The organism is Ruegeria sp. BI12, from assembly GCF_056537985.1.
This window is the reverse complement of sequence record NZ_JBQFSL010000003.1, coordinates 370,070-390,507: the sequence shown is the minus strand read 5'-3', so window position 1 is coordinate 390,507 and position 20,438 is coordinate 370,070. Positions and strand designations below refer to the sequence as shown.

Below are 20,438 nucleotides of genomic sequence, written 5' to 3'. Positions count from 1 at the left end.
TAGTACCGCGCTCAGTTAGACGATGTCTTGGACGAAATTTCAGGGGAAAAAGGTTCAATCCAACCCCATCGCGGCCATCATCTCTTCGAGTTTCGGCACATCCTGCGGATTGTTCAACTCCCAGAACTGACGCCCCTTGGCCTCGACCTCGACGCACAGAACCTTTCGACCGTTTTCCATAAACCGCAGCTGTTCCAACCCTTCCAGCTGTTCCAACGGTCCGACAGGCCAGGCGGGATAGGCGGCAAGGGCATCCGGTCGATACGCGTAGACGCCGACATGGTGGAACACCGGGGTCGGCTTGTCGCCAGAAAACGTTTCTGCGGTAAAAGGCACGACCTCTTTCGAGAAATACATCGCGCTGTGGTCGGCTGCGAACACAGCGGTTGTGCCTCCAACGCGCCCGTGTTTGCGATCGTTCAGCAGGCTGTTCAGAGCGTCGCCGTCACAGCGGAGTACCGGTGTGGCGACGCCGGCCTCGGGCGCGGCACGCAGACCGGCAATCAGGTCTTCTACAAACCAATGAGGCGTCAGCGGCGCATCCCCTTGCAGGTTCACTACGATCTCGTAGCCCGCACCCAGCGCAGCGTGGGCTTCGGCGCAGCGTTCCGTGCCATTGCCACAGGCCTCGGATGTCATCACCACTTCTGCCCCGAACCCTTCGGCCACGTCGCGAATGCGGTCGTCATCGGTGGCGACAACCACTTTGTCCACACCCGATACGGAACAGGCGGCGCGCCAGGATCGTTCTATCAGGGTCATCGCATTGCCATTCGCCCCGGTCAGCGGAACCAGCGGCTTTCCTGGGTAACGGGTCGAGGCATAGCGTGCAGGGATCGCAATCAGAACAGACATCAGGCCTCCTTCAGGTCAACGCCCGGAGCGTAGGCGATAAAGAACGGGTTTGCATAGTCGTCCTTGCCATAGGTCAGCGGCGTGTGGTCATCGAACCGAACAACCTTGCCACCGGCACCGGCCAAAACGGCGTGACCAGCGGCTGTATCCCACTCCATCGTGCGCCCGACGCGGGGATAAAGGTCCGCCTCGCCAGTGGCGACCAGACAGAATTTCAGCGACGAGCCCGCGCTTTTGCTGTCTTTGACCTGATATTTGTTGATGTAATCCTCGGTCGCCTGATCGCGGTGAGATTTTGAGGCGACGATCATCAACGCTGAATTGTCTGGTTCAGACACTGATATCACGGTCACGTCGCCGGCTTGCGCCTTGTCAAGCGCGCCGGTTTCTTCGACCGATTGACCGTCCGCTTGGGTGTAGAACATGCGCCCTTTTGCCGGTGCATAAACAACGCCGCGGGTTGGAACACCATTTTCGACCAACGCGATATTCACCGTGAAGTCACCACGCCGGTTGATGAATTCCTTGGTCCCGTCCAGAGGATCGACGATCAGAAACGTGTCGCCTTTTTCCAAATGTGAGGCAGCCTGCTCCTCGGTCACCAACAGAATCTCCGGGAACGCAGCACGTAAGCCCGCCGAAATCAGGGCATCGGCAGCTTCATCTGCCTCAGTAACTGGGCTGGAGTCAGATTTGACTTTGACGTCAAAATCGTCCGCTTCATAGATCTGCATGATTGTGTCCCCGGCTTCCAGCGCCAGACGTCTGATTATGGGAATAAGGGCGTCGTAGGTCACAAAAATGCTCCGTTGTTGTGGTTTGTTGATAGAAATCCCTGTGGGTCTTATGCTGTGCCGGTTACGGAACGGCAAGAAATTCGTGGCAGATTGCAGGCAATTCAGCGGGAAAGAGTGAACTGAGTGTTTTATTTTAAGCGAAATCAGACGCTTCTGGGTAGCGCTTTCACAACCACGGAGCTTATTTACCATGCGGTGGTGCATGGGATACGTTCCAGGCACTCAAATGCAGTGATCGCGATCGTCGTGAATATCATACAAATTCTCGCACTCGTGACTGTATTTTATCTGATCTTGTCAATGTTGGGTACTCGGGTCGCCAAGATCAGAGGAAACTTCATCCTGTTTTTGTTGTCAGGTGTTTTTCTGTTTCTGACCCATATCAAAGCTGTGGGAACTGTCGCCGGTGTCGGCACCGGGAACAACCCGATGATGTTGCATTCTCCGATGAACATGATGGTGGTGCTACTTGCGACAGCCTTTGGGTCGCTTTACACACAATTGGTCTCAATCCTAGTAATCCTTTTTGCCTATAGCGTTCTTGTTGAGCCCCTAGAGATTCAAGAGCCTGGCGGGGCTTTCTACATGTTGATCCTGGCCTGGTTTACGGGATGTGCAGTGGGTGTTGTCCTTATGGCGCTAAAGCCGTGGTTTCCTGGCACCGCTGAAATTCTAAAAAACCTGTACCGACGTATGAATATGATATTTTCCGGCAAGATGGTTGTTGGGAATGCGCTGGGCGGCTTCTTGCTGAGTTTTTTTGCCTGGAACCCATTGTTCCACGTGATTGATCAGTGCCGCGGTTTTGTCTTTCGTAACTATTTCCCGCGCAACAGCAGCTGGGAGTATGCGCTGTGGGTTGGATTGGCTTTGTTGATGATCGGACTATTGGGGATTTTTTACACCCGTAAGCATGTCTCGGCCAGCTGGGGTGCGCGCAGCTAAGTTGCGACGCGCAAGGTCAGGTTGATTCGCCCGCCTTTAGGCAGCAGCTTAGAAGAACCGAAACGGATGCGATCGACCCCATGATAGGTCAGGCGTGCCGGGCCGCCCATGATGACAACATCACCCGAGCTTAACCATATGGACTCGGTCTTGCCCCCCCGGGTTTCGTTTCCGATGCGGAAAAGGGCATCATCGCCTAAGGATACCGACAGGACGGGCCATGAGAAATCGGCTTCGTCCTTGTCCTGATGCAGTCCCATGCGCGCGCCTTCGCTGTAATAGTTGATCAAACAGCAATCTGGGTCGCGTTGCGTGCCGACAAGATCGCGCCAGATACCCAGAATCGTATCGGGAATGCCGGGCCACACCATCCCCTTTGGGTGCTGCGCTTGATATCTGTACCCGCGGTTGTCAGTGACCCAGCCAAGCGTCCCGGCCGAGGTCATTCGCACCGACATTTCCTTGTCCGAAGGCGTGACAGGCCGAAACAGCGGCGCAGATTTGAGAATCGGGCGCAGTACCTCGATCAGTTGCGTTTGTGCCGCAACGTCCAGATGGGCTTTTCTGATGTCAAATCCGCGCAAGAGCAGCCGCGCCATTGAAGATTCCCCAATCCTTGCCAAAACCTTGCCAAAAAAGGCCACAGATTCCTGAAAACCTGCCTTTTACACCGCTTGCAGGCCTCTGATCTCGCCCTTATATACGCCGGGACGCGCGATGGTGTAGTGCTGTTCGTGCAAACCAGATCGGGGCCGGATGCCATAACGGGTCCGGACCTCGAGACATCGCCTTGAAGAGAAAGGGATTGAACATATGGGAAAAGTAATCGGTATTGACCTCGGGACCACCAACTCTTGTGTGGCCATCATGGACGGCTCTCAGCCGAAGGTCATCGAAAACGCAGAAGGGGCGCGGACCACGCCCTCGATCGTCGCCTTCACCGAAGATGAGCGACTGGTCGGTCAGCCTGCAAAACGTCAGGCGGTCACCAACCCCGACAACACGATCTTTGGCGTCAAGCGTCTGATCGGCCGTCGTGTGGATGATGCAGAAGTCGAAAAAGACAAGAAAATGGTGCCGTACGCCATCGTTGATGGCGGCAATGGCGACGCGTGGGTTGAAGCCCGCGGTGAGAAATACTCCCCAAGCCAGATCTCGGCCTTCACTCTGGGTAAGATGAAGGAAACCGCCGAGAGCTATCTGGGTGAGGACGTCACGCAGGCGGTTATCACCGTTCCGGCATACTTCAACGACGCTCAGCGTCAGGCCACCAAAGACGCCGGTAAAATTGCCGGTCTGGAAGTGCTGCGGATCATCAACGAGCCGACAGCAGCCGCGCTGGCCTATGGTCTGGACAAAGAAGAAACCCAAACCATCGCGGTTTATGACCTTGGTGGTGGTACCTTCGACGTAACCATTTTGGAAATCGACGACGGCCTGTTCGAGGTTAAGTCGACCAACGGCGACACCTTCCTGGGTGGTGAAGACTTTGACATGCGCATCGTCAACTACCTGGCGGACGAGTTCAAAAAAGAACACGGTGTCGATCTGTCTCAGGACAAGATGGCCCTGCAGCGCCTGAAGGAAGCCGCTGAAAAAGCCAAGATCGAGCTCAGCTCGACCTCGCAAACCGAAATCAACCAGCCGTTCATCTCGATGGGTGCAAACGGTCAGCCGCTGCACATGGTCATGAAACTGACCCGTGCCAAGCTGGAATCGCTGGTTGGCGACCTGATCAAGAAGTCGATGAAGCCTTGCCAGGCTGCTCTGAAAGACGCAGGCCTGTCGGCCGGAGACGTGGACGAGGTTGTTCTGGTCGGTGGTATGACCCGGATGCCGAAAGTCATCGAAGAGGTCACCAAATTCTTCGGTAAAGAGCCGCACAAGGGTGTGAACCCGGACGAAGTTGTTGCCATGGGCGCCGCCATTCAGGCTGGTGTTCTGCAGGGCGACGTCAAAGACGTGGTTCTGCTGGACGTGACCCCGCTTTCGCTGGGCATCGAAACGCTGGGTGGCGTGTTCACTCGTCTGATCGACCGCAACACCACGATCCCGACCAAAAAGTCTCAGGTCTTCTCGACCGCCGAGGATAATCAGAACGCCGTGACCATCCGCTGTTTCCAGGGTGAGCGCGAAATGGCTGCGGACAACAAGATCCTAGGTCAGTTCAATCTGGAAGATATCCCGCCCGCACCGCGTGGCATGCCTCAGATCGAGGTGACTTTTGATATCGACGCCAACGGCATTGTCTCGGTTTCGGCCAAGGACAAAGGCACCGGCAAAGAGCAGAAGATCACCATCCAGGCATCGGGCGGTCTGTCCGACGAGGATATCGACAAGATGGTCAAGGACGCCGAAGAGAACGCGGAAGCCGACAAGGAACGCCGCGAACTGGTCGACGCCAAGAACCAGGCGGAAAGCCTCATCCATTCGACCGAGAAGTCGATGGAAGAGCATGCCGACAAAGTTGACCCGACCACCATCGAAGCCATCGAACTGGCAATCGCTGCGCTGAAGGACGAGCTGGAAACTGAGAATGCCGACAAGATCAAGTCCGGCATTCAGAACGTGACCGAAGCGGCCATGAAGCTGGGCGAAGCCATCTACAAGGCGCAGTCCGAGGAAGCCGAGGATGAGCCTGCTGCAGCTGATGAAGCTCCGGCTGGTGATGATGACATCGTCGATGCCGAGTTCGAAGATCTGGACAACGACAAGCGTAACTAACGGGTAACCGGGCCAATTCGGGCCGGTCCGGTTGCCGGGCCGGCCCGATTACGTTGAGGCAGAAGGAAATACTGATGTCCAAACGCGACTATTACGAAGTGCTCGGCGTGTCCAAGGGCGCTTCGGCGGATGAGATCAAGAAAGGCTTTCGCAAGAAGGCCAAAGAACTGCATCCAGATCGCAATAAGGACAATCCCGACGCAGAAGCGCAGTTCAAAGAGGCGAATGAGGCCTATGATGTCCTGCGCGACGGCGACAAAAAAGCGGCTTACGACCGCTTTGGCCACGCTGCTTTCGAGAATGGTATGGGCGGCGGTGGCCGCCCTGGCGGCGGATTTGGCGGGCAGGGCGACTTCTCCAGCGCATTCTCGGATGTGTTCGATGACCTGTTCGGCGACTTCATGGGTGGTCAGCGCGGTGCAACAAGCGGTGGCCGGCGTGCCGCGCGCGGCTCGGACCTGCGGTATAACCTGAGGGTGACGTTGGAAGAGGCGTTCTCGGGGCTGCAAAAGACGATTAGTGTACCTGCCGCCGTGGCCTGCTCGGCATGTGACGGATCAGGTGCGGAAGGTGGGGTCGAGCCCACGACCTGCCCGACCTGTTCCGGTATGGGAAAAGTTCGGGCGCAACAGGGTTTTTTCACAGTCGAACGGTCCTGCCCGACCTGTTCGGGACTGGGTCAGATCATCAAGAATCCTTGTAAAGCCTGCGGGGGCGCCGGGCGCGTCGAAAAAGAACGCGCGCTGTCGGTTAACATTCCGGCTGGTGTGGAAACCGGCACTCGCATCCGTCTTGCCGGTGAAGGGGAGGCCGGGATGCGCGGTGGCCCTCCGGGCGACCTGTATATTTTTGTCGAAGTTTCGGACCACAAGCTGTTCGAACGCGACAGCGTAAACCTGTATTGCCGTGTTCCGGTCAGCATGGGGAAAGCCGCGCTGGGTGGTTCGATTGAAGTGCCCACAATCGACGGTGGCCGTGGCCGCGTGCAAATCCCGGCCGGCAGCCAGTCGGGCCGTCAGATGCGTTTGCGCGGTAAGGGCATGCCCGCCCTTCGCGGCGGTGGAATTGGCGACATGTTCATTGAACTGGCAGTGGAAACTCCGGTCAATTTGACCAGCCGCCAGAAAGAATTGCTGCGTGAGTTCGACGATCTGGGCGAAGACAACCATCCGGAATCAAAAAGCTTTTTTTCATCCGTCAAATCCTTTTGGGACGGTATGAAGGGCTGAACCAGCACTTCGTGAACTTCTGTCACAAGCCGGCCCATCGAGGCCGGCTTTTGCATTTCATAAGTCCAGTTTGGCCGCGATCTGCCACAAAATTGGCCCTTGATTCCTTTTTGATCCCCTGAGATTGTCCGCCCAACCGTTGGGGTGCCCTGCTTGGGGCTGAGAGGCGTGAATGCGCTAACCCATCGAACCTGATCCGGGCAATACCGGCGTAGGGAACGGTCTTATAGTGCTTAGACGTTTTCCATGCCCCGTTGCCCATTTTGAACTGGAGCAACGACATGGCACCCATTGCCTTAACAATCGCAGGATCTGACAGTGGCGGAGGGGCCGGAATTCAGGCGGACCTCAAGGCGATGTCGGCGCTGGGGGTCTACGGGGCCAGTGTGATTACCGCGGTGACGGCTCAGAACACGCAGGCCGTGACAGCCGTACATGGGATCCCGTCGGACGTTGTCGTGGCCCAGATCGAGGCCGTTCTGACAGATTTGGAAGTCGGCGCGATCAAGATCGGAATGCTGGCAACCCCTGAGATTATCCTCAGCGTCGCGAACGGTATTGCGGGTTTTGACGGGCCAGTGGTTCTGGATCCGGTCATGATCGCCAAATCCGGCGATGCGTTGCTGGCGCAAGAGGCCGTGCAAACCCTGCGCGACGTGTTGCTGCCGCGCGCGACTGTGTTGACACCAAACCTGCCAGAAGCAGCCTGTTTGCTGGGCGCTGAACCAGCGGACAGCCTCGAACAGATGATCAAACAAGGGCGCGAGTTGTGCACAATGGGTGCGAGTGCGGTCCTGATGAAGGGCGGTCATGGGAAAGGTGACATCTGCCACGACATTCTGGTCTCAGACTCTGGCGTGATTGAACGGTTTCAAGCGCCACGCCGACAGACACGCAACACCCACGGAACAGGGTGCACCCTGTCCTCATCCATCGCTGCCGGACTGGCTAAAGATCTTTCGCTGACTGACGCCGTAGCCCAAGCGCATGACTATCTGCAGGGCGCTATTTCCCAGGCCGATGGCTTGAAAATCGGGCAGGGCCACGGGCCTGTACACCACTTCCATCAGGTTTGGTCTGCATGACCGTCTGGTCCGTCATAGGGGCCGGCGTGGCCGGTTTGGCCATCGCGTCCGAGCTTGTCTCGCGCGGGGCGAAGGTGCAGGTATTTGATCCCGGCGGTCTACCGGGACCTCATGGCTGTTCCTGGTGGGCGGGCGGAATGCTGGCCCCCTGGTGTGAGTACGAAAATGCCGAAGAACCCGTTTTGCGCCTTGGTCAAACGGCAATTGATTGGTGGGCACAGCGGACGCAGATTCATAGGCGCGGCACATTGGTAGTAGCTAACCAGCGAGACCTGCCGGACCTGCGCCGTTTTGCCCGCCGTACGGATGGCTTTTCCGAGATCGATGGTAGAGAAATCTATAGTTTAGAGCCTGATCTACACAATTTCGGAAGGGGCCTCTACTTTGATGCCGAGGCCCATCTGGAACCACGCCAGGCCTTGCTCGACCTGACTCGCCAGCTTCAGGAAGATGGCGTTGTATTCCATAAAAAGCGCGCGCCGGCACAGTTGGATAACGCAATTGATTGCCGAGGCTTGCACGCCCGTGATCACCTGACTGATCTGCGCGGCGTGAAGGGTGAGATGCTGGTGATCAGGTGCCCGGACGTGATCCTGAACCGGCCTGTTCGCCTGCTTCACCCACGAATGCCACTATACATCGTTCCACGCGGAGACGGCGTTTACATGTTGGGCGCAACGATGGTCGAATCCGAAGACAGCAGCCGTATTACGGCGCGCTCGATGCTGGAGCTTCTCAGCGCTGCGTATGCCCTGAACCCCGCCTTTGGTGAGGCCGAAGTTTTGGAAATCGGTGTCGATTTGCGCCCCGCTTTCCCAGACAACCTGCCGCGTATTCGGCGGCTTGGCCGGACAATTTTCGCTAATGGTCTCTATCGCCACGGCTATTTGTTGGCCCCTGCGCTGGCAAAGGGCGTGGCTGATCTGGCGTTGAACAACATACATTCGGAGATGGTCGATGAAGATCGTACTTAATGGCGAGTTGCACCGGGTGCGGGCGAAGACTCTTGCCGATCTTTTGCAGGAACTCGGGTTTTCAGGGCGGGTGGCCACGGCTGTGAACGAGGAATTCGTGCCTTCAAGCCTGCGCACATCCCACAAGCTGAGTGACGGCGACCGGGTTGAGGTCATAGCCCCGATGCAGGGGGGCTGAAGGATGACGACCTTTTATGGCACAGCGCTCCCGAACCCTCTGATGTTGGGCACTGCACAATATCCCAGTCCTGCAATTCTGGAACAGGCGTTTCGGCAAAGCGGGGCTGGCGTTGCCACCGTGTCCTTGCGGCGCGAAGCTGGCGCGGGCCAGACCTTTTGGCAGATGATCCGCGATCTGAACGTCCTGGTCCTTCCGAACACAGCGGGTTGCCACACGGTGAAAGAGGCCGTGACCACCGCCCATATGGCGCGAGAAGTATTTGATACCAAATGGATCAAGCTGGAACTGATCGGCCAAACCGACAGTTTGCAGCCTGACGTGTTCCAACTAGTCGAAGCCGCGCAGATTCTGACCGAGGACGGGTTCGAGGTTTTCCCCTACACCACGGACGACCTGATTGTGGGTGAGCGATTGCTGAGCGCCGGGTGCCAGGTTCTGATGCCTTGGGGCGCCCCAATTGGTTCGGGTCGTGGGCTGAACAACGAATACGCCTTGCGTGCGATGCGGTCCGAGTTTCCGGATGTTCCGCTCGTGATCGACGCTGGAATCGGCCTGCCCAGCCATGCCGCGCATGCGATGGAATTGGGATTTGATGCCGTGCTGCTGAACACGGCCGTTGCGCGGGCCGGTGACCCGGCAGTCATGGCCAAAGCAATGATGCAGGCGATCGCGGCCGGACAATTGGCCCATCAGGCTGATCCCATCGAGGCCCGCGACATGGCCGAACCTTCGACCCCAGTTATCGGAAAGGCGTTTTTGTCATGACCATCGATCGGTTCTACCCAATCTTTGATCATTCCGACTGGTTACACCGGATGTTGCCCCTGGGTGTGAAGCTGGTTCAGTTGCGGATCAAGGACCAGCCAGACGCGGTTGTGCGGGAACAGGTCAAGATTTCACGCGATCTGTGCCGTGCACATGGGGCTGTTCTGGTGGTGAACGATCATTGGCAGATCGCAATTGAGGCCGGTTGTGACTGGATTCACCTCGGGCAGGAGGATCTTGATGACGCGGATCTGAAAGCCATCCGAAGCGCTGGATTGAAATTGGGCGTCTCGACCCATGACGATGACGAGCTTGAGCGTGTTCTGGTAATGCACCCAGACTATGTCGCGCTGGGACCGGTCTACCCTACGATCCTGAAGAAGATGAAGTGGGAACAGCAGGGTCTTCCCCGCGTCACCGAATGGAAAACGCGTTTAGGTGAAATCCCGCTCGTTGGTATCGGCGGGATGAGCGTTGAGCGCGCGCCGGGCGTGCTACAGGCCGGTGCTGATATCGTCTCGGCCGTTACTGACATCACCCTTAATACAGACCCCGAGGCGCGTGTTCGCGCGTGGATCGAGGCCACCAGATGAACCGCTATGCCCGCCAGATGATCCTGCCTGAGGTCGGCGCGCATGGCCAAGCCCGCCTGTCTAACGCGCGGGTTCTGGTTGTTGGAGCCGGGGGTTTGGCAGCGCCCGTCTTGCCGTTGCTGGCCGGTTCCGGGGTCGGGCATCTGACGATCATGGATCGGGACGAAATAGCCCTGTCGAACCTGCATCGCCAAACTTTGTTTACCGAACGCAATTGCGGTCGCCCAAAAGCGGAAGTCGCGGCCGAGCGGTGTCGGGCTCAAAACGCAGAAATCACAGTTGTGGGTGAAAAAAAGGCTCTAACAAGCCTCAATTCTCCAGAGTTCGTCTCACAGGCCGATGTTATTCTCGATTGCGCGGACAGTTATGCTGCAAGTTACACGTTATCGGATACGTGCAGTGCGCTGGGCAAACCACTGATAAGTGCGTCCGTGTTGGGGTTGTCGGGCTATGCTGGCGGCTTTTGCGGTGGTGCCCCATCCTTGCGGGCGCTTTTTCCCGATGCGCCGGACAGCGGGGCAAGTTGCGCCACAGCGGGAGTGCTGGGCCCGGTTGTTGGAATGATTGGGGCGATGCAGGCGCAACTGGCGCTTGGAGTGATCCTGGGCGTTGAGCCTTCGCCTTTGGGGCAAATGGTTCAGTTCGACGCCCGTACGATGCGCAGTATAGCATTCCGCTTTGACGAAGCACCTGAGCCTACCCATCATTTTCCATTCGTATCGGCCTGCCAGTTGACCCCGGATGACCTGATCATCGAATTGCGCACGCCAGACGAAGCGCCTGAACCTATTCATCCCAAAGCGCACCGCCGAACTCATGAAATGCTTCGTTTAGAGCCTAACAAAAGAAAACGACTGGCTTTTTGCTGTGCCACTGGGCTGCGAGCATGGCGCGCCGCGGAAAAATTGAAACCGGATTGGCCGGGCGAGATCGTTCTCGTCGCAGCCGCAACCTCGTGAATGAAAAGGAAACGCGAGACATGAAAAAGTTGATTACAGCGATTGCCCTTCTGGCTGCCGCTCCGGCATGGGCAGAGGACAAGATGACCGTTCTGCTGGACTGGTTCGTCAACCCCGACCACGGACCCATCATCGTGGCGCAGGAAAACGGGTACTTCGCCGATGAAGGGCTAGAGATTGAAATTGTGCCACCCGCCGACCCATCCGCACCGCCGCGTCTGGTTGCTGCCGGGCAGGCCGATCTGGCTGTATCCTACCAGCCGCAGCTGCATCTGCAAATCCATGAGGGCCTGCCGCTTAAGCGTGTCGGTACTCTGGTTGCCACACCGTTGAACTGTCTGCTGGTGCTAAAAGACGGTCCGATCAAAACACTCGCCGACCTGAAGGGCAAAAAGGTAGGTTTTTCGGTCGCGGGTGTCGAAGAGGCCGTACTGGGCGCCATGCTGAACGCTCATGATGTCGCGCTGGACGATATTGAGATGGTTAACGTCAATTTCTCGCTGTCACCTTCGCTGATGACAGGTCAGGTAGATGCGGTCATAGGGGCCTTCCGGAACTTTGAGCTGAACCAGATGGACATCGAAGGCGTCGCGGGCCGTTGTTTTTACATCGAAGAAGAAGGTGTGCCGTCATATGACGAGCTGATCTATGTCGCCAACCCCGATACGATGGATGCGGACAAAGTCGCTCGCTTTCTGGCCGCGACCGAGAAGGCCACCCAATTCATCGTCAACAACCCCGAAAAAAGCTGGGAAATCTTCGCTGGTACTTCGCCTGAATTGCAGGACGAGTTGAATGCCCGCGCCTGGGTAGACACGTTGCCCCGCTTCGCGCTGCGCCCGGCGGGATTTGATGCGGGTCGTTATGCCCGGTTTGAGGCATTTCTGAAAGACAGCGGTATGATCGACAGCATCAACCCGGTCAGCGACATCTCAGTAGATGTGACCGTGCAATGAGCGACTATGGCAAAGCATTCGCCTTGATGCGCGGGGCCGCAAAGGGGCCGTGGCAGGACTATACCCGCCACGCCTTTGTCGAAGGCATGAAGGACGGAACGCTCCCTCGCGCGGCGTTTCTTCACTATCTGCGGCAAGATTACGTGTTCCTGATTCATTTCTCGCGCGCCTGGGCGCTGGCGGTTGTGAAATCGGAAACGCACACGGAAATGCAGGCTGCGGCGCGCACAGTGAACGGGCTGGTCAGCGAAGAGATGAAGTTGCATATCGGGATCTGCGAGGCCGAAGGCATCCCGCAGGGCCAATTGTTCTCTACGCCGGAGCGCGCTGAGAACCTTGCCTATACGCGGTACGTGCTTGAGGCCGGGTATAGCGGCGATCTGCTTGACCTGCTGGCAGCCCTTGCACCTTGCGTGATGGGCTATGGTGAGATTGGCACACGGCTGGCTGCCGAGGCGACGTCCGAGACCTATCGCGATTGGATCGCAACCTATGCCAGCGATGACTATCAGCGCGGTTGCGAGGCGGTTGGAAAATTTTTGGATTCGGCTCTAACAAAGCGTATCGGTGCGGATTTTGAAACATCCCCGCGCTGGAACCGCCTGTGCCAAACTTTCCGAACAGCGACTGAGCTTGAGATCAATTTCTGGCAAATGGGCCTGACGCCGTGACCCCGGCTCCCGAACTGGTCATCAATGGGTCTGCCACCATCAGCGGCGCGCCTTTGTTCGCGCCGTTAACCCTCACCCTTGGCGCAGGGCGTTGGACCTGCCTGTTGGGCGGATCGGGAGTAGGTAAAACCACAATTCTGCGCCTGATTGCAGGCTTGGAAACCGGCGCAGAATTCATCGGTCAGATCACCGCCAGTGACGGGCATTCCGTGCAAGACCGGGTCGCCTATATGGCGCAGGATGATCTGCTGCTACCTTGGGCGACCGTTGCGCAGAATGTCTTGCTGGGCGCACGGTTGCGCCGACAAAAGCCAGACTTGAACCGCCGCGATCGGTTGATCGAACGGATGCACCTGCAGGGTCACATGAACAAAAAACCCGGGGAACTGTCGGGCGGCCAACGTCAACGCGTGGCCTTGGCCCGCACGTTGATGGAGGATCGCCCCATTGTTCTGTTGGATGAGCCGTTCTCGGCCCTAGACGCCCGCACCCGTGCGGATATGCAAGACCTTGCGGCCGAAGCGTTACAGGGTCGAACCGTTCTGCTGGTCACCCATGACCCGGGCGAGGCCGCCCGCTTGGGGCAGGCCATCGTTGTCATGACGCAGGACGGTATTACGCCTTGCCGTCCGCCGCATGCTCTGGCCCCGCGCAAGGTCGACGATCTGGAAACGCTGGAAACGCAGGGCGCGCTACTGCGCCTGTTGCGTGAGGATGCGGCATGAAACTGCTGTCGGTCTTTGCTGCGACGCTGTTCGCGCTGGCGATCTGGCAGGGAATCGTTTCCCTGACCGGCCTTCCGAAGTTCATTCTTCCGGGCCCGGCCTTGGTGGCCGAGACATGGTGGCAGAATCGTTGGGTTATCGCAGAACACACTTGGGTCACCGCCATGGAGGTCGTCATCGGCCTGGCCTGCGGTACGGTTTTGGGGGTCGTTACCGCGCTGCAACTGGCCAATTCCCGGGTTGCGCGGGTGTTGGTGCAGCCGATGCTGGTGTTTACGCAGGCATTGCCGGTCTTCGCGCTGGCGCCTTTGCTGACCCTTTGGTTGGGCTATGGCTTGTGGTCCAAGGTCGCTATGGCGGTGCTGATCATCTACTTCCCGATCACCTCGTCCTTTTTCGATGGGCTAATGCGAACGCCGGCCGGATATCTCGATCTGGCGCGGACCATGCAGGCCAGCCCGCGCGCCGTGCTGTGGCACATTCGCATACCGGCAGCCTTGCCTTCGCTGGCATCTGGGATGCGGTTGGCGGCGGTTTATGCCCCGATCGGGGCCGTGATCGGTGAGTGGGTCGGGTCATCACGGGGGTTGGGATACCTGATGCTGCTTGCCAATGGTCGGGCAAAGACCGATCTGATGTTTGCCGCGATGCTGACGTTGGGAGTGTTCTCGATCCTACTGCACCTGGTTGTCAGATTGGCAACGGCGCGTATGGCGGGAGAAACACGTTAACGATTCGGAAACCGATTCTGCGTCACGGTGGTGCTATGACTCAGGACGCCTTTGCCGAAGCCCCGATGCTGTTTGAAACCGACGAAGCCCCGGTGCAGCCGCTGCCGACTGGTCGGTTGCCATCGTATATCAAAGATCATCGAAAACGCCTGCGCGAACGGTTCATGTCGGGTGGGTCGGCCGCAATTCCGGATTACGAGTTGCTGGAACTTGTCCTGTTTCGCTCGATCCCCCGACAGGACGTCAAACCGTTAGCCCGCGCGCTGATGGATACGTTTGGCGATTTTAACCGTGTTTTGACCGCGCCCGAGGAACGACTGCGGCAGATCAAAGGCGTTGGGGATACAGTGATTACTGATCTGAAGATCCTTGAAGCCTGCGCCCACCGTATGGCCCGCGCGCGGGTGATGCAGCGACATGTGATCTCGGGCTGGGACGCGCTGCTGGATTATTGCCACACGACGATGGCCCATCGCGAAACCGAGCAGTTTCGCGTGTTCTACCTGGACCGGAAAAACGTGCTGATCGCGGATGAGGAGCAGGCCAAGGGCACTGTCGATCACGTGCCCGTCTATCCGCGCGAGGTCGCCAAGCGCGCGTTGGAGCTGAACGCCTCGGCGCTGATCTTGGTGCACAATCACCCTTCGGGTGATCCCACCCCCTCGCAATCTGATATCGACATGACCAACCGGATTCAGGATGCCTGCGTCGCGCTGGGCCTGACGCTGCATGACCATTTGATCATCGGTAAATCGAATGAGTTGAGTTTTCGGTCGGAAGGTTATTTGTGACGCTTACTGCACCCAGACCTCGACCCTGCGATTGACCTTACGACCCCAGTCTGTGTCATCGCAGGCCATGGGCATCGCTTCACCAAAAGCGTCCACGGCAATCTCGACGCGATCGGGAATGGCTGTTTCCACAGCCGACAGCACCGCATTGCGCACAGTCTTCGCCCGCAACAAAGCAATCCGCGCATTGGCTGAGGCTGCGCCGTCGCCATCACTGAAACCGATAAAGGTTAGTTTTTGGGCGTCGATAGTCCCGGTTTCCAGAGCCTGCGCCAGTTGTCGGATGTTCGAGCGTGACTGCGCATCGGGTCTTGAGGAACCTGCCTCGAACCTGAACGACAGCGACAGGCGCGATTGCGGGCGCAGCGTGTCGATCATGCGCTGTAACTCTTCCAACCCGACCTCGGCGCCACCTGAAACCACTGCGTTGGCCAGACGATCCCCTTGCAACCCGATCCGCAGTGTTTCCGGTGATTGATCCACAAACCCGGCATCACGGATTGCCATCTGTGCCTCGGAGCTTTGCGAATAGGCCAGGAATTGCCGCGCGATGCGGGGCAGGCGGATTTCCGGCAAGTACAGGAACATGGGCGAAGTGAGCGGGTAATCTTCGGTCTTGATGGATTGCCGCGTGGCGACCAACGCATGCCCGCAACCGCCGGTCAGGGGCAGACTCCGCGCAGATCCGACCTCGGCATGGCTGGCAATACCGATCGCAAAAGGATCAATGGCAACGGCGCGCACCATGTCGCTGCTCCGGCGGTAGCGGGTAACATCTTCGGCCAACGCCGACTGAGCAGGAGCCAGCAACCGATCCTCAACCCCTTGCGCCAAACCTGAACCGGTGTCCGGCAAGTGTAGGGAAATGGGCGCATCTGGTCCTCCAAGCTCAGACCAGTTCGTTATCTCTCCAGAAAAAACGCGCACTAATTCGGCCGGCGATATCTGCCGCAGTGGATTCCCCTGCGCCACAATTGGGACCAACGCATCCAACGCGATGACGCGCGACCTCCGAGCCTTTGCCAGATCGCCCAGTCCCGCGCTTTGTGCGGCTTCTTGCTCTGACGGACGAATTTCACGCAGCGCCATTACGATATCGGCCTGATCGGCGACTAGATCCGCAAAGCCACCGCCCGTATTGCTCGGGTCAAAAAAGAACCGCCCCAACGGGGCCGCGCGTCCGGTCTGGTGCAGCTCATAGGTGAACGCGCCAGATTCCAAGCGCTGCGGTGTTGCGGACATGCCCTCTTGTTGGGCGAATCCGACGATCAGGGCTGGTAGTACCTTTTCGGCCATGACGGATGAGCCGGAAAACCGGACCTCGGCGACAAAATCTGTGAGGCTTGGACAGGCGGGACCTTCGCAGGTAACACCCGACCCGTCCACTGTCAGCTCGCCGAATTGCGTATCGACGCGATAGAATTCACCATCAAAGCTCAGCAGGTTGCCGGTAACCTCGACTTTGCCGTCCTGCGACGTCAGCGAAATATCCTGTGCCTGCACTTGTGACGCCAATGTCACCGAAATCAGTGTGGCCGCTGCCACACGAAAGACTGTCATAGGAAGTTGAACCTGCCTGCGGTTTAGTTTGCCGCGATTGTCAGGTCTTGGAGCAGATTATTCAACACCAGAAAATCACCGACCTGTGCACAATCGGGCATGGGCAGCGTTAAATCGCGCGACCGCAGACGGCGATCCTCGCGCAGTTCAAGTGATTGCACAGCCAAATCATGGCCGCAATTTGCTTTGGTCACTTCGGCCTCGACTGTCAGTTCGATCGTACCGGTCTGGTTTGCTGCGTCCGCAGGGAACGAGTAAATTTCGATATTCTGTGCGTCGCCAAATGCCGTATGGCCCAGATGCGTGACGTTCCCCGTGCCTTGTGTGTCAGGATCCGACGAGACATGCCCCGCTGTGCCATAGCTGGCCCCAAATTCCAGCGCATGGATTTGCAGGTCCGTCTCGCCCTGCCACTGCAGGGCGATGCGGTTGTAGTTGGCCAAGTCGGGGATGTGAGTGGTGGCTACGGTCCCGGTCTGATCATTTACTGAGATCAGGAAGATCGCATATTCCGACAGGGCCGGGATCGTCAGATCCAAGGCGCCGTTCTTGTCCGTTCTCTGAGTAACCGTCAGTCCGCTGTGGTGGATCTCGATCCGCTCGTTCCCATGGCAAGGGGCTTTGACGGTAAGGCGTGCTGCAGCGCCGGAAACGGCTTTGGCGCGGGCACTGAGGGCGCAGTTTGCTCGGTCAGAAGAGGTTGACCGGTTGGGCCGCAGAGCTCGCTGTGATGTCTCGATATCTGTTGTTTTTTCATCTGCCGGAAGCGAGGAGGTCAGAACAATTCCTTCCAGTCCGGCAATCACCGAGGACTGATTGGCAGCAGCTACAGATTCAGAAGCCTGCGCGCCGTCAGGTTGCGCTGGCGATCCGTATTGCATCAGGTAACCAATGGCCAAGGCACAAGCGACTGTGCCGCCGGTGGTCACGTAATTCTTTATTACAAACAAGACACCCTCCCCAGTTGAAGGAGCGACTCGCAATGTGATGTCGAATCACGGCCAATATGTGGCCGTGAGACGGACTCATTGTGTCTGAACGATGTGACCTTAGGTCAGTCGGCCGTGGCAGTGTTTGAATTTCTTGCCCGATCCACACGGGCACAAATCATTGCGCGACGGGTTCCCCCAGGTTGAGGGATCGTCTTCGACAAAGCCGGGGCGCGCATCGCCCGAAGCCTGAGCTTCGGCCAGTGCTTCGGCCTTGCCGGCGGCTTGATCCACCGCCTTTTGCGCCTGTGCTTGTTGCGCCTGCATCTGAGCCAGCATCTCACGCTGTTCTTCTTCGGTCAGCGGGCGGACGCGCGACAATTGCTGTGTCACGGTTTCGCGCAGACTGTCCAACATCCCTTCGAACAGCTGGAAGCTCTCGTTTTTGTATTCGTTCAGCGGATCGCGCTGGGCGTAACCGCGGAAGCCTACGACCGAGCGCAGATGTTCCAGCGTCAGCAAGTGCTCGCGCCATTTACTGTCGATGGTCTGCAGCAGAACCTGCTTTTCGATGTTGCGCATGTTTTCGGGACCGAAGGCGGCTGCCTTCTGCGCCATCATCTCGTCGGCGGCATTGACCAGACGTTCGCGAACCTGTTCATCATCGACGCCTTCCTCGGCGGCCCAGTCCTGTACGGGTGCATCGATGGTCAGCTTTTCCTTGATCGCCTCGTGCAGGCCGTCCGTGTCCCACTGATCGGCATAGGATTTCGGCGGCATGTATTCGTCGATCAGGTCGTCGATTACTTGTTCGCGCATGTCTGAGACGATCTCGGACAGGTCATCCGTCGACATGATCTCGCGTCGTTGGCTGAACACCACCTTACGCTGGTCGTTCATCACGTCGTCGAATTTCAGGACGTTTTTGCGCATGTCAAAGTTGCGGCCTTCGACTTTGGACTGCGCGCGTTCCAGTGACTTGTTCACCCAAGGGTGGACGATTGCCTCGCCCTCTTTCATGCCCAGCGTGGTCAAAACCTTGTCCAAACGTTCCGAGCCGAAGATGCGCATCAGGTCGTCTTCGAGGCTCAGGTAGAACACGGTCCGGCCCGGATCACCCTGACGACCCGAACGACCGCGCAGCTGATTGTCGATGCGGCGGCTTTCGTGACGCTCAGATGCCATAACGTACAGGCCACCGGCAGTCAGTACCTTTTCCTTTTCTTCGGCGTGGCGTGCCTCTTCTGCCGCGCGCAACTCGGCTGGGTCGGCTTCGGGGTTTTCGGCCAGTGCCTGCAGCACCTTCATCTCGACATTGCCGCCAAGCTGAATGTCGGTACCGCGACCAGCCATGTTGGTGGCGATGGTTACCGCACCCAAACGTCCCGCATCGGCCACGATCTGCGCCTCTTGCTCGTGCTGGCGGGCGTTCAGAACGTTGTGTTCGATGCCTTCTTTTTGCAGCATCTGGCTCAGCAGTTCAGATTTCTCGATCGAGGTCGTTCCCAGCAGAACCGGCTGACCCTTTTCCTGCGCTTCTTTAGTCTCACTGATCATCGCGCCGTATTTTTCACCGGCTGTGCGATAGACCTGATCGTCTTCGTCCAGACGCGCGATTGGCTTGTTGGTCGGAACTTCGACCACGCCCAGACCATAGATTTCCTGGAATTCCTCGGCTTCGGTCAGCGCGGTGCCGGTCATGCCGCCCAGCTTGTCATACAGGCGGAAATAGTTCTGGAAGGTCACACTGGCCAGCGTCACGTTTTCTGGCTGAATCTGTACGCCTTCTTTGGCTTCGATGGCCTGATGCAGACCTTCGGACAGACGGCGTCCCGGCATCATCCGGCCTGTAAACTCGTCAATCAGAACGACGTTTCCGTCACGGACGATGTAGTCTTTGTCACGTGTAAACAGCTTGTGTGCGCGCAGACCTTGGTTGACGTGGTGTACCACCGTGGTGCTTTCCGGATCATACAGCGAATGGCCTTCGGGGATCAGACCGTTGGCAATCAGCTGTTGTTCCAGGAACTCGTTGCCCTCATCCGTAAACGTCACGTTCCGGGACTTTTCATCCAGCGTAAAGTGATCATCGCTTAGCGAGGGGATCAGGGCGTCGATCCTGGTATACAGGTCCGAGCGGTCCTCGGACGGGCCCGAGATGATCAGCGGGGTTCTAGCCTCGTCAATCAGGATCGAATCGACTTCATCGACAATCGCGAAATTGTGGTACTTCTGGTAAATCTGATCCAGATCCGCCTTCATGTTATCGCGCAGATAGTCAAAGCCCAGTTCATTGTTGGTGGCATAGGTGACGTCACAGGCGTACGCGGCTTTTTTGTCGGCATCCGGCTGACCCGACCAGATTACGCCGGTCGTCATACCAAGGGCTCCGAACACTTTACCCATCCACTCGGCGTCACGCTTGGCCAGGTATTCGTTCACCGTGACCACGTGTACGCCCTTGCCGGTCAGAGCGTTTAGATAGGCCGGGAAGGTGGCAACCAGCGTCTTGCCCTCACCGGTCTTCATTTCCGAGATGTTGCCCTGATGCAGGAAGGCACCGCCCATCAACTGCACATCAAAGGCCCGCAGACCCAGCGCGCGCTTGGCGCCTTCGCGGACGTTTGCAAAGGCTTCGGGCAGCAGGTCGTCCAGCGCCTCACCATCCAGCGCACGCTTGCGCAGTTCGGCGGTCTTTTCGATCAGGCCCTCATCGGACAGTTTTTCGAACTCAGGTTCCAACGCATTGATCTTTTCGACCAGCGGGCGGGTCGCCTTGATCTTGCGGTCGTTCGGTGTTCCGAACACCTTTTTGGCGAGCGTTCCGAGTCCCAGCATGTTCACTCCAGCGGATCTGTTCTTGTCTTGGTTGCGACAGGCTTGCCCACCTTGCTTGCAACCCATAGATACGGGGAATGAAAGGCGGCCCTGTCCAAGGCTTCAAAGCGATGTAAGCGGCAGGTCCCAG

General features: G+C 57.9%; 20 protein-coding genes and 1 riboswitch. Of the genes, 14 read left to right on the top strand and 6 right to left on the bottom strand.

What is annotated here, in order from left to right; all coding sequences use genetic code 11:
- Window positions 1-54: 54 nt before the first annotated feature.
- Together ACR0AK_RS20795 and cysQ are read right to left on the bottom strand one after the other, a co-directional pair.
- On the bottom strand, window positions 55-855 hold the full coding sequence (locus ACR0AK_RS20795; RefSeq protein WP_170564128.1) for a 3-deoxy-manno-octulosonate cytidylyltransferase family protein: 801 nt from the start codon (window positions 853-855) through the stop codon (window positions 55-57).
- Window positions 855-1,652: a 3'(2'),5'-bisphosphate nucleotidase CysQ gene (cysQ, locus tag ACR0AK_RS20790; protein ID WP_170564131.1), complete on the bottom strand. Its 798-nt coding sequence runs from the start codon at window positions 1,650-1,652 to the stop codon at window positions 855-857. Before cysQ ends, ACR0AK_RS20795 begins: the two co-directional genes overlap by 1 nt.
- Before the next feature lie 123 nt (window positions 1,653-1,775).
- Between cysQ and ACR0AK_RS20785 the strand changes: the two genes are divergently transcribed.
- Window positions 1,776-2,597, top strand: a complete 822-nt coding sequence (locus ACR0AK_RS20785) for an ABC-2 transporter permease (RefSeq protein WP_170564133.1) — start codon at window positions 1,776-1,778, stop codon at window positions 2,595-2,597.
- Here ACR0AK_RS20785 and ACR0AK_RS20780 read toward each other — a convergent pair.
- Window positions 2,594-3,196 (bottom strand): alpha-ketoglutarate-dependent dioxygenase AlkB family protein, encoded by a 603-nt coding sequence (locus ACR0AK_RS20780; RefSeq protein ID WP_480794821.1) that lies wholly within the window; start codon window positions 3,194-3,196, stop codon window positions 2,594-2,596. The genes ACR0AK_RS20785 and ACR0AK_RS20780 overlap by 4 nt on opposite strands.
- A 214-nt stretch (window positions 3,197-3,410) precedes the next feature.
- On the opposite strand from ACR0AK_RS20780, the gene dnaK reads away from it, so the two are divergent.
- From dnaK to radC, 13 genes are all read left to right on the top strand, one after another.
- Window positions 3,411-5,321 (top strand): molecular chaperone DnaK, encoded by a 1,911-nt coding sequence (dnaK, locus tag ACR0AK_RS20775; protein WP_170564138.1) that lies wholly within the window; start codon window positions 3,411-3,413, stop codon window positions 5,319-5,321.
- 74 nt (window positions 5,322-5,395) lie between these two features.
- Window positions 5,396-6,550, top strand: a complete 1,155-nt coding sequence (dnaJ, locus tag ACR0AK_RS20770) for a molecular chaperone DnaJ (RefSeq protein ID WP_170564141.1) — start codon at window positions 5,396-5,398, stop codon at window positions 6,548-6,550.
- A 130-nt stretch (window positions 6,551-6,680) separates the two neighbouring features.
- Window positions 6,681-6,785, top strand: a riboswitch (TPP riboswitch).
- Window positions 6,786-6,831: 46 nt separating this feature from the next.
- Window positions 6,832-7,635, top strand: a complete 804-nt coding sequence (thiD, locus tag ACR0AK_RS20765; RefSeq protein WP_480794820.1) for a bifunctional hydroxymethylpyrimidine kinase/phosphomethylpyrimidine kinase — start codon at window positions 6,832-6,834, stop codon at window positions 7,633-7,635.
- Window positions 7,632-8,609, top strand: coding sequence for an FAD-dependent oxidoreductase (locus tag ACR0AK_RS20760; RefSeq protein ID WP_480794819.1), 978 nt, complete (start codon window positions 7,632-7,634; stop codon window positions 8,607-8,609). The genes thiD and ACR0AK_RS20760 overlap by 4 nt, the downstream gene beginning before the upstream one ends.
- Complete coding sequence (gene thiS / locus ACR0AK_RS20755; protein ID WP_480794818.1) at window positions 8,593-8,787, top strand: sulfur carrier protein ThiS; 195 nt, start codon at window positions 8,593-8,595, stop codon at window positions 8,785-8,787. Before ACR0AK_RS20760 ends, thiS begins: the two co-directional genes overlap by 17 nt.
- Window positions 8,788-8,790: 3 nt before the next feature.
- Complete coding sequence (locus tag ACR0AK_RS20750) at window positions 8,791-9,555, top strand: thiazole synthase (protein ID WP_480794817.1); 765 nt, start codon at window positions 8,791-8,793, stop codon at window positions 9,553-9,555.
- Window positions 9,552-10,148 (top strand): thiamine phosphate synthase, encoded by a 597-nt coding sequence (locus ACR0AK_RS20745; protein WP_480794816.1) that lies wholly within the window; start codon window positions 9,552-9,554, stop codon window positions 10,146-10,148. Before ACR0AK_RS20750 ends, ACR0AK_RS20745 begins: the two co-directional genes overlap by 4 nt.
- The gene (locus tag ACR0AK_RS20740) at window positions 10,145-11,107 is read left to right on the top strand and encodes a ThiF family adenylyltransferase (RefSeq protein WP_480794815.1); all 963 of its coding nucleotides are present in this window, start codon (window positions 10,145-10,147) and stop codon (window positions 11,105-11,107) included. The genes ACR0AK_RS20745 and ACR0AK_RS20740 overlap by 4 nt, the downstream gene beginning before the upstream one ends.
- 20 nt (window positions 11,108-11,127) lie before the next feature.
- The gene (locus ACR0AK_RS20735; RefSeq protein WP_480794814.1) at window positions 11,128-12,063 is read left to right on the top strand and encodes an ABC transporter substrate-binding protein; all 936 of its coding nucleotides are present in this window, start codon (window positions 11,128-11,130) and stop codon (window positions 12,061-12,063) included.
- Window positions 12,060-12,734, top strand: coding sequence for a thiaminase II (gene tenA / locus ACR0AK_RS20730; protein WP_480794813.1), 675 nt, complete (start codon window positions 12,060-12,062; stop codon window positions 12,732-12,734). The genes ACR0AK_RS20735 and tenA overlap by 4 nt, the downstream gene beginning before the upstream one ends.
- A complete protein-coding gene (locus ACR0AK_RS20725) occupies window positions 12,731-13,459 on the top strand; it encodes an ABC transporter ATP-binding protein (RefSeq protein WP_480794812.1) in 729 nt (242 codons plus the stop codon). Before tenA ends, ACR0AK_RS20725 begins: the two co-directional genes overlap by 4 nt.
- The gene (locus ACR0AK_RS20720; protein WP_480794811.1) at window positions 13,456-14,190 is read left to right on the top strand and encodes an ABC transporter permease; all 735 of its coding nucleotides are present in this window, start codon (window positions 13,456-13,458) and stop codon (window positions 14,188-14,190) included. Before ACR0AK_RS20725 ends, ACR0AK_RS20720 begins: the two co-directional genes overlap by 4 nt.
- A 35-nt stretch (window positions 14,191-14,225) precedes the next feature.
- A complete protein-coding gene (radC, locus tag ACR0AK_RS20715) occupies window positions 14,226-14,981 on the top strand; it encodes a RadC family protein (RefSeq protein ID WP_170564172.1) in 756 nt (251 codons plus the stop codon).
- 3 nt (window positions 14,982-14,984) lie between these two features.
- Here the strand turns inward: radC and ACR0AK_RS20710 are convergent, their stop codons facing one another.
- The 3 genes from ACR0AK_RS20710 to secA form a co-directional block, all read right to left on the bottom strand.
- Window positions 14,985-16,541 carry a phosphate ABC transporter substrate-binding/OmpA family protein gene (locus ACR0AK_RS20710; RefSeq protein ID WP_480794810.1) on the bottom strand — a complete coding sequence of 519 codons (1,557 nt, stop codon included), beginning with the start codon at window positions 16,539-16,541 and terminating at the stop codon, window positions 14,985-14,987.
- A gap of 23 nt (window positions 16,542-16,564) precedes the next feature.
- Entirely contained in the window at window positions 16,565-17,491 is a 927-nt protein-coding gene (locus ACR0AK_RS20705) for a hypothetical protein (RefSeq protein ID WP_480794809.1), read from the bottom strand.
- Window positions 17,492-17,590: 99 nt separating this feature from the next.
- Window positions 17,591-20,308: a preprotein translocase subunit SecA gene (secA, locus tag ACR0AK_RS20700; RefSeq protein ID WP_480794808.1), complete on the bottom strand. Its 2,718-nt coding sequence runs from the start codon at window positions 20,306-20,308 to the stop codon at window positions 17,591-17,593.
- Window positions 20,309-20,438: the final 130 nt, after the last annotated feature.

What these genes read in the sequence shown, in the direction of transcription:
- ACR0AK_RS20795 (WP_170564128.1), bottom strand. Translation starts at nt 855, where the DNA reads ATGTCTGTTCTGATTGCGATCCCTGCACGCTATGCCTCGACCCGTTAC.
- ACR0AK_RS20780 (WP_480794821.1), bottom strand. Translation starts at nt 3,196, where the DNA reads ATGGCGCGGCTGCTCTTGCGCGGATTTGACATCAGAAAAGCCCATCTG.
- dnaK (WP_170564138.1), top strand. Translation starts at nt 3,411, where the DNA reads ATGGGAAAAGTAATCGGTATTGACCTCGGGACCACCAACTCTTGTGTG.
- dnaJ (WP_170564141.1), top strand. Translation starts at nt 5,396, where the DNA reads ATGTCCAAACGCGACTATTACGAAGTGCTCGGCGTGTCCAAGGGCGCT.
- thiD (WP_480794820.1), top strand. Translation starts at nt 6,832, where the DNA reads ATGGCACCCATTGCCTTAACAATCGCAGGATCTGACAGTGGCGGAGGG.
- ACR0AK_RS20760 (WP_480794819.1), top strand. Translation starts at nt 7,632, where the DNA reads ATGACCGTCTGGTCCGTCATAGGGGCCGGCGTGGCCGGTTTGGCCATC.
- thiS (WP_480794818.1), top strand. Translation starts at nt 8,593, where the DNA reads ATGAAGATCGTACTTAATGGCGAGTTGCACCGGGTGCGGGCGAAGACT.
- ACR0AK_RS20750 (WP_480794817.1), top strand. Translation starts at nt 8,791, where the DNA reads ATGACGACCTTTTATGGCACAGCGCTCCCGAACCCTCTGATGTTGGGC.
- ACR0AK_RS20745 (WP_480794816.1), top strand. Translation starts at nt 9,552, where the DNA reads ATGACCATCGATCGGTTCTACCCAATCTTTGATCATTCCGACTGGTTA.
- ACR0AK_RS20740 (WP_480794815.1), top strand. Translation starts at nt 10,145, where the DNA reads ATGAACCGCTATGCCCGCCAGATGATCCTGCCTGAGGTCGGCGCGCAT.
- ACR0AK_RS20735 (WP_480794814.1), top strand. Translation starts at nt 11,128, where the DNA reads ATGAAAAAGTTGATTACAGCGATTGCCCTTCTGGCTGCCGCTCCGGCA.
- tenA (WP_480794813.1), top strand. Translation starts at nt 12,060, where the DNA reads ATGAGCGACTATGGCAAAGCATTCGCCTTGATGCGCGGGGCCGCAAAG.
- ACR0AK_RS20720 (WP_480794811.1), top strand. Translation starts at nt 13,456, where the DNA reads ATGAAACTGCTGTCGGTCTTTGCTGCGACGCTGTTCGCGCTGGCGATC.
- radC (WP_170564172.1), top strand. Translation starts at nt 14,226, where the DNA reads ATGACTCAGGACGCCTTTGCCGAAGCCCCGATGCTGTTTGAAACCGAC.
- ACR0AK_RS20710 (WP_480794810.1), bottom strand. Translation starts at nt 16,541, where the DNA reads ATGACAGTCTTTCGTGTGGCAGCGGCCACACTGATTTCGGTGACATTG.
- secA (WP_480794808.1), bottom strand. Translation starts at nt 20,308, where the DNA reads ATGCTGGGACTCGGAACGCTCGCCAAAAAGGTGTTCGGAACACCGAAC.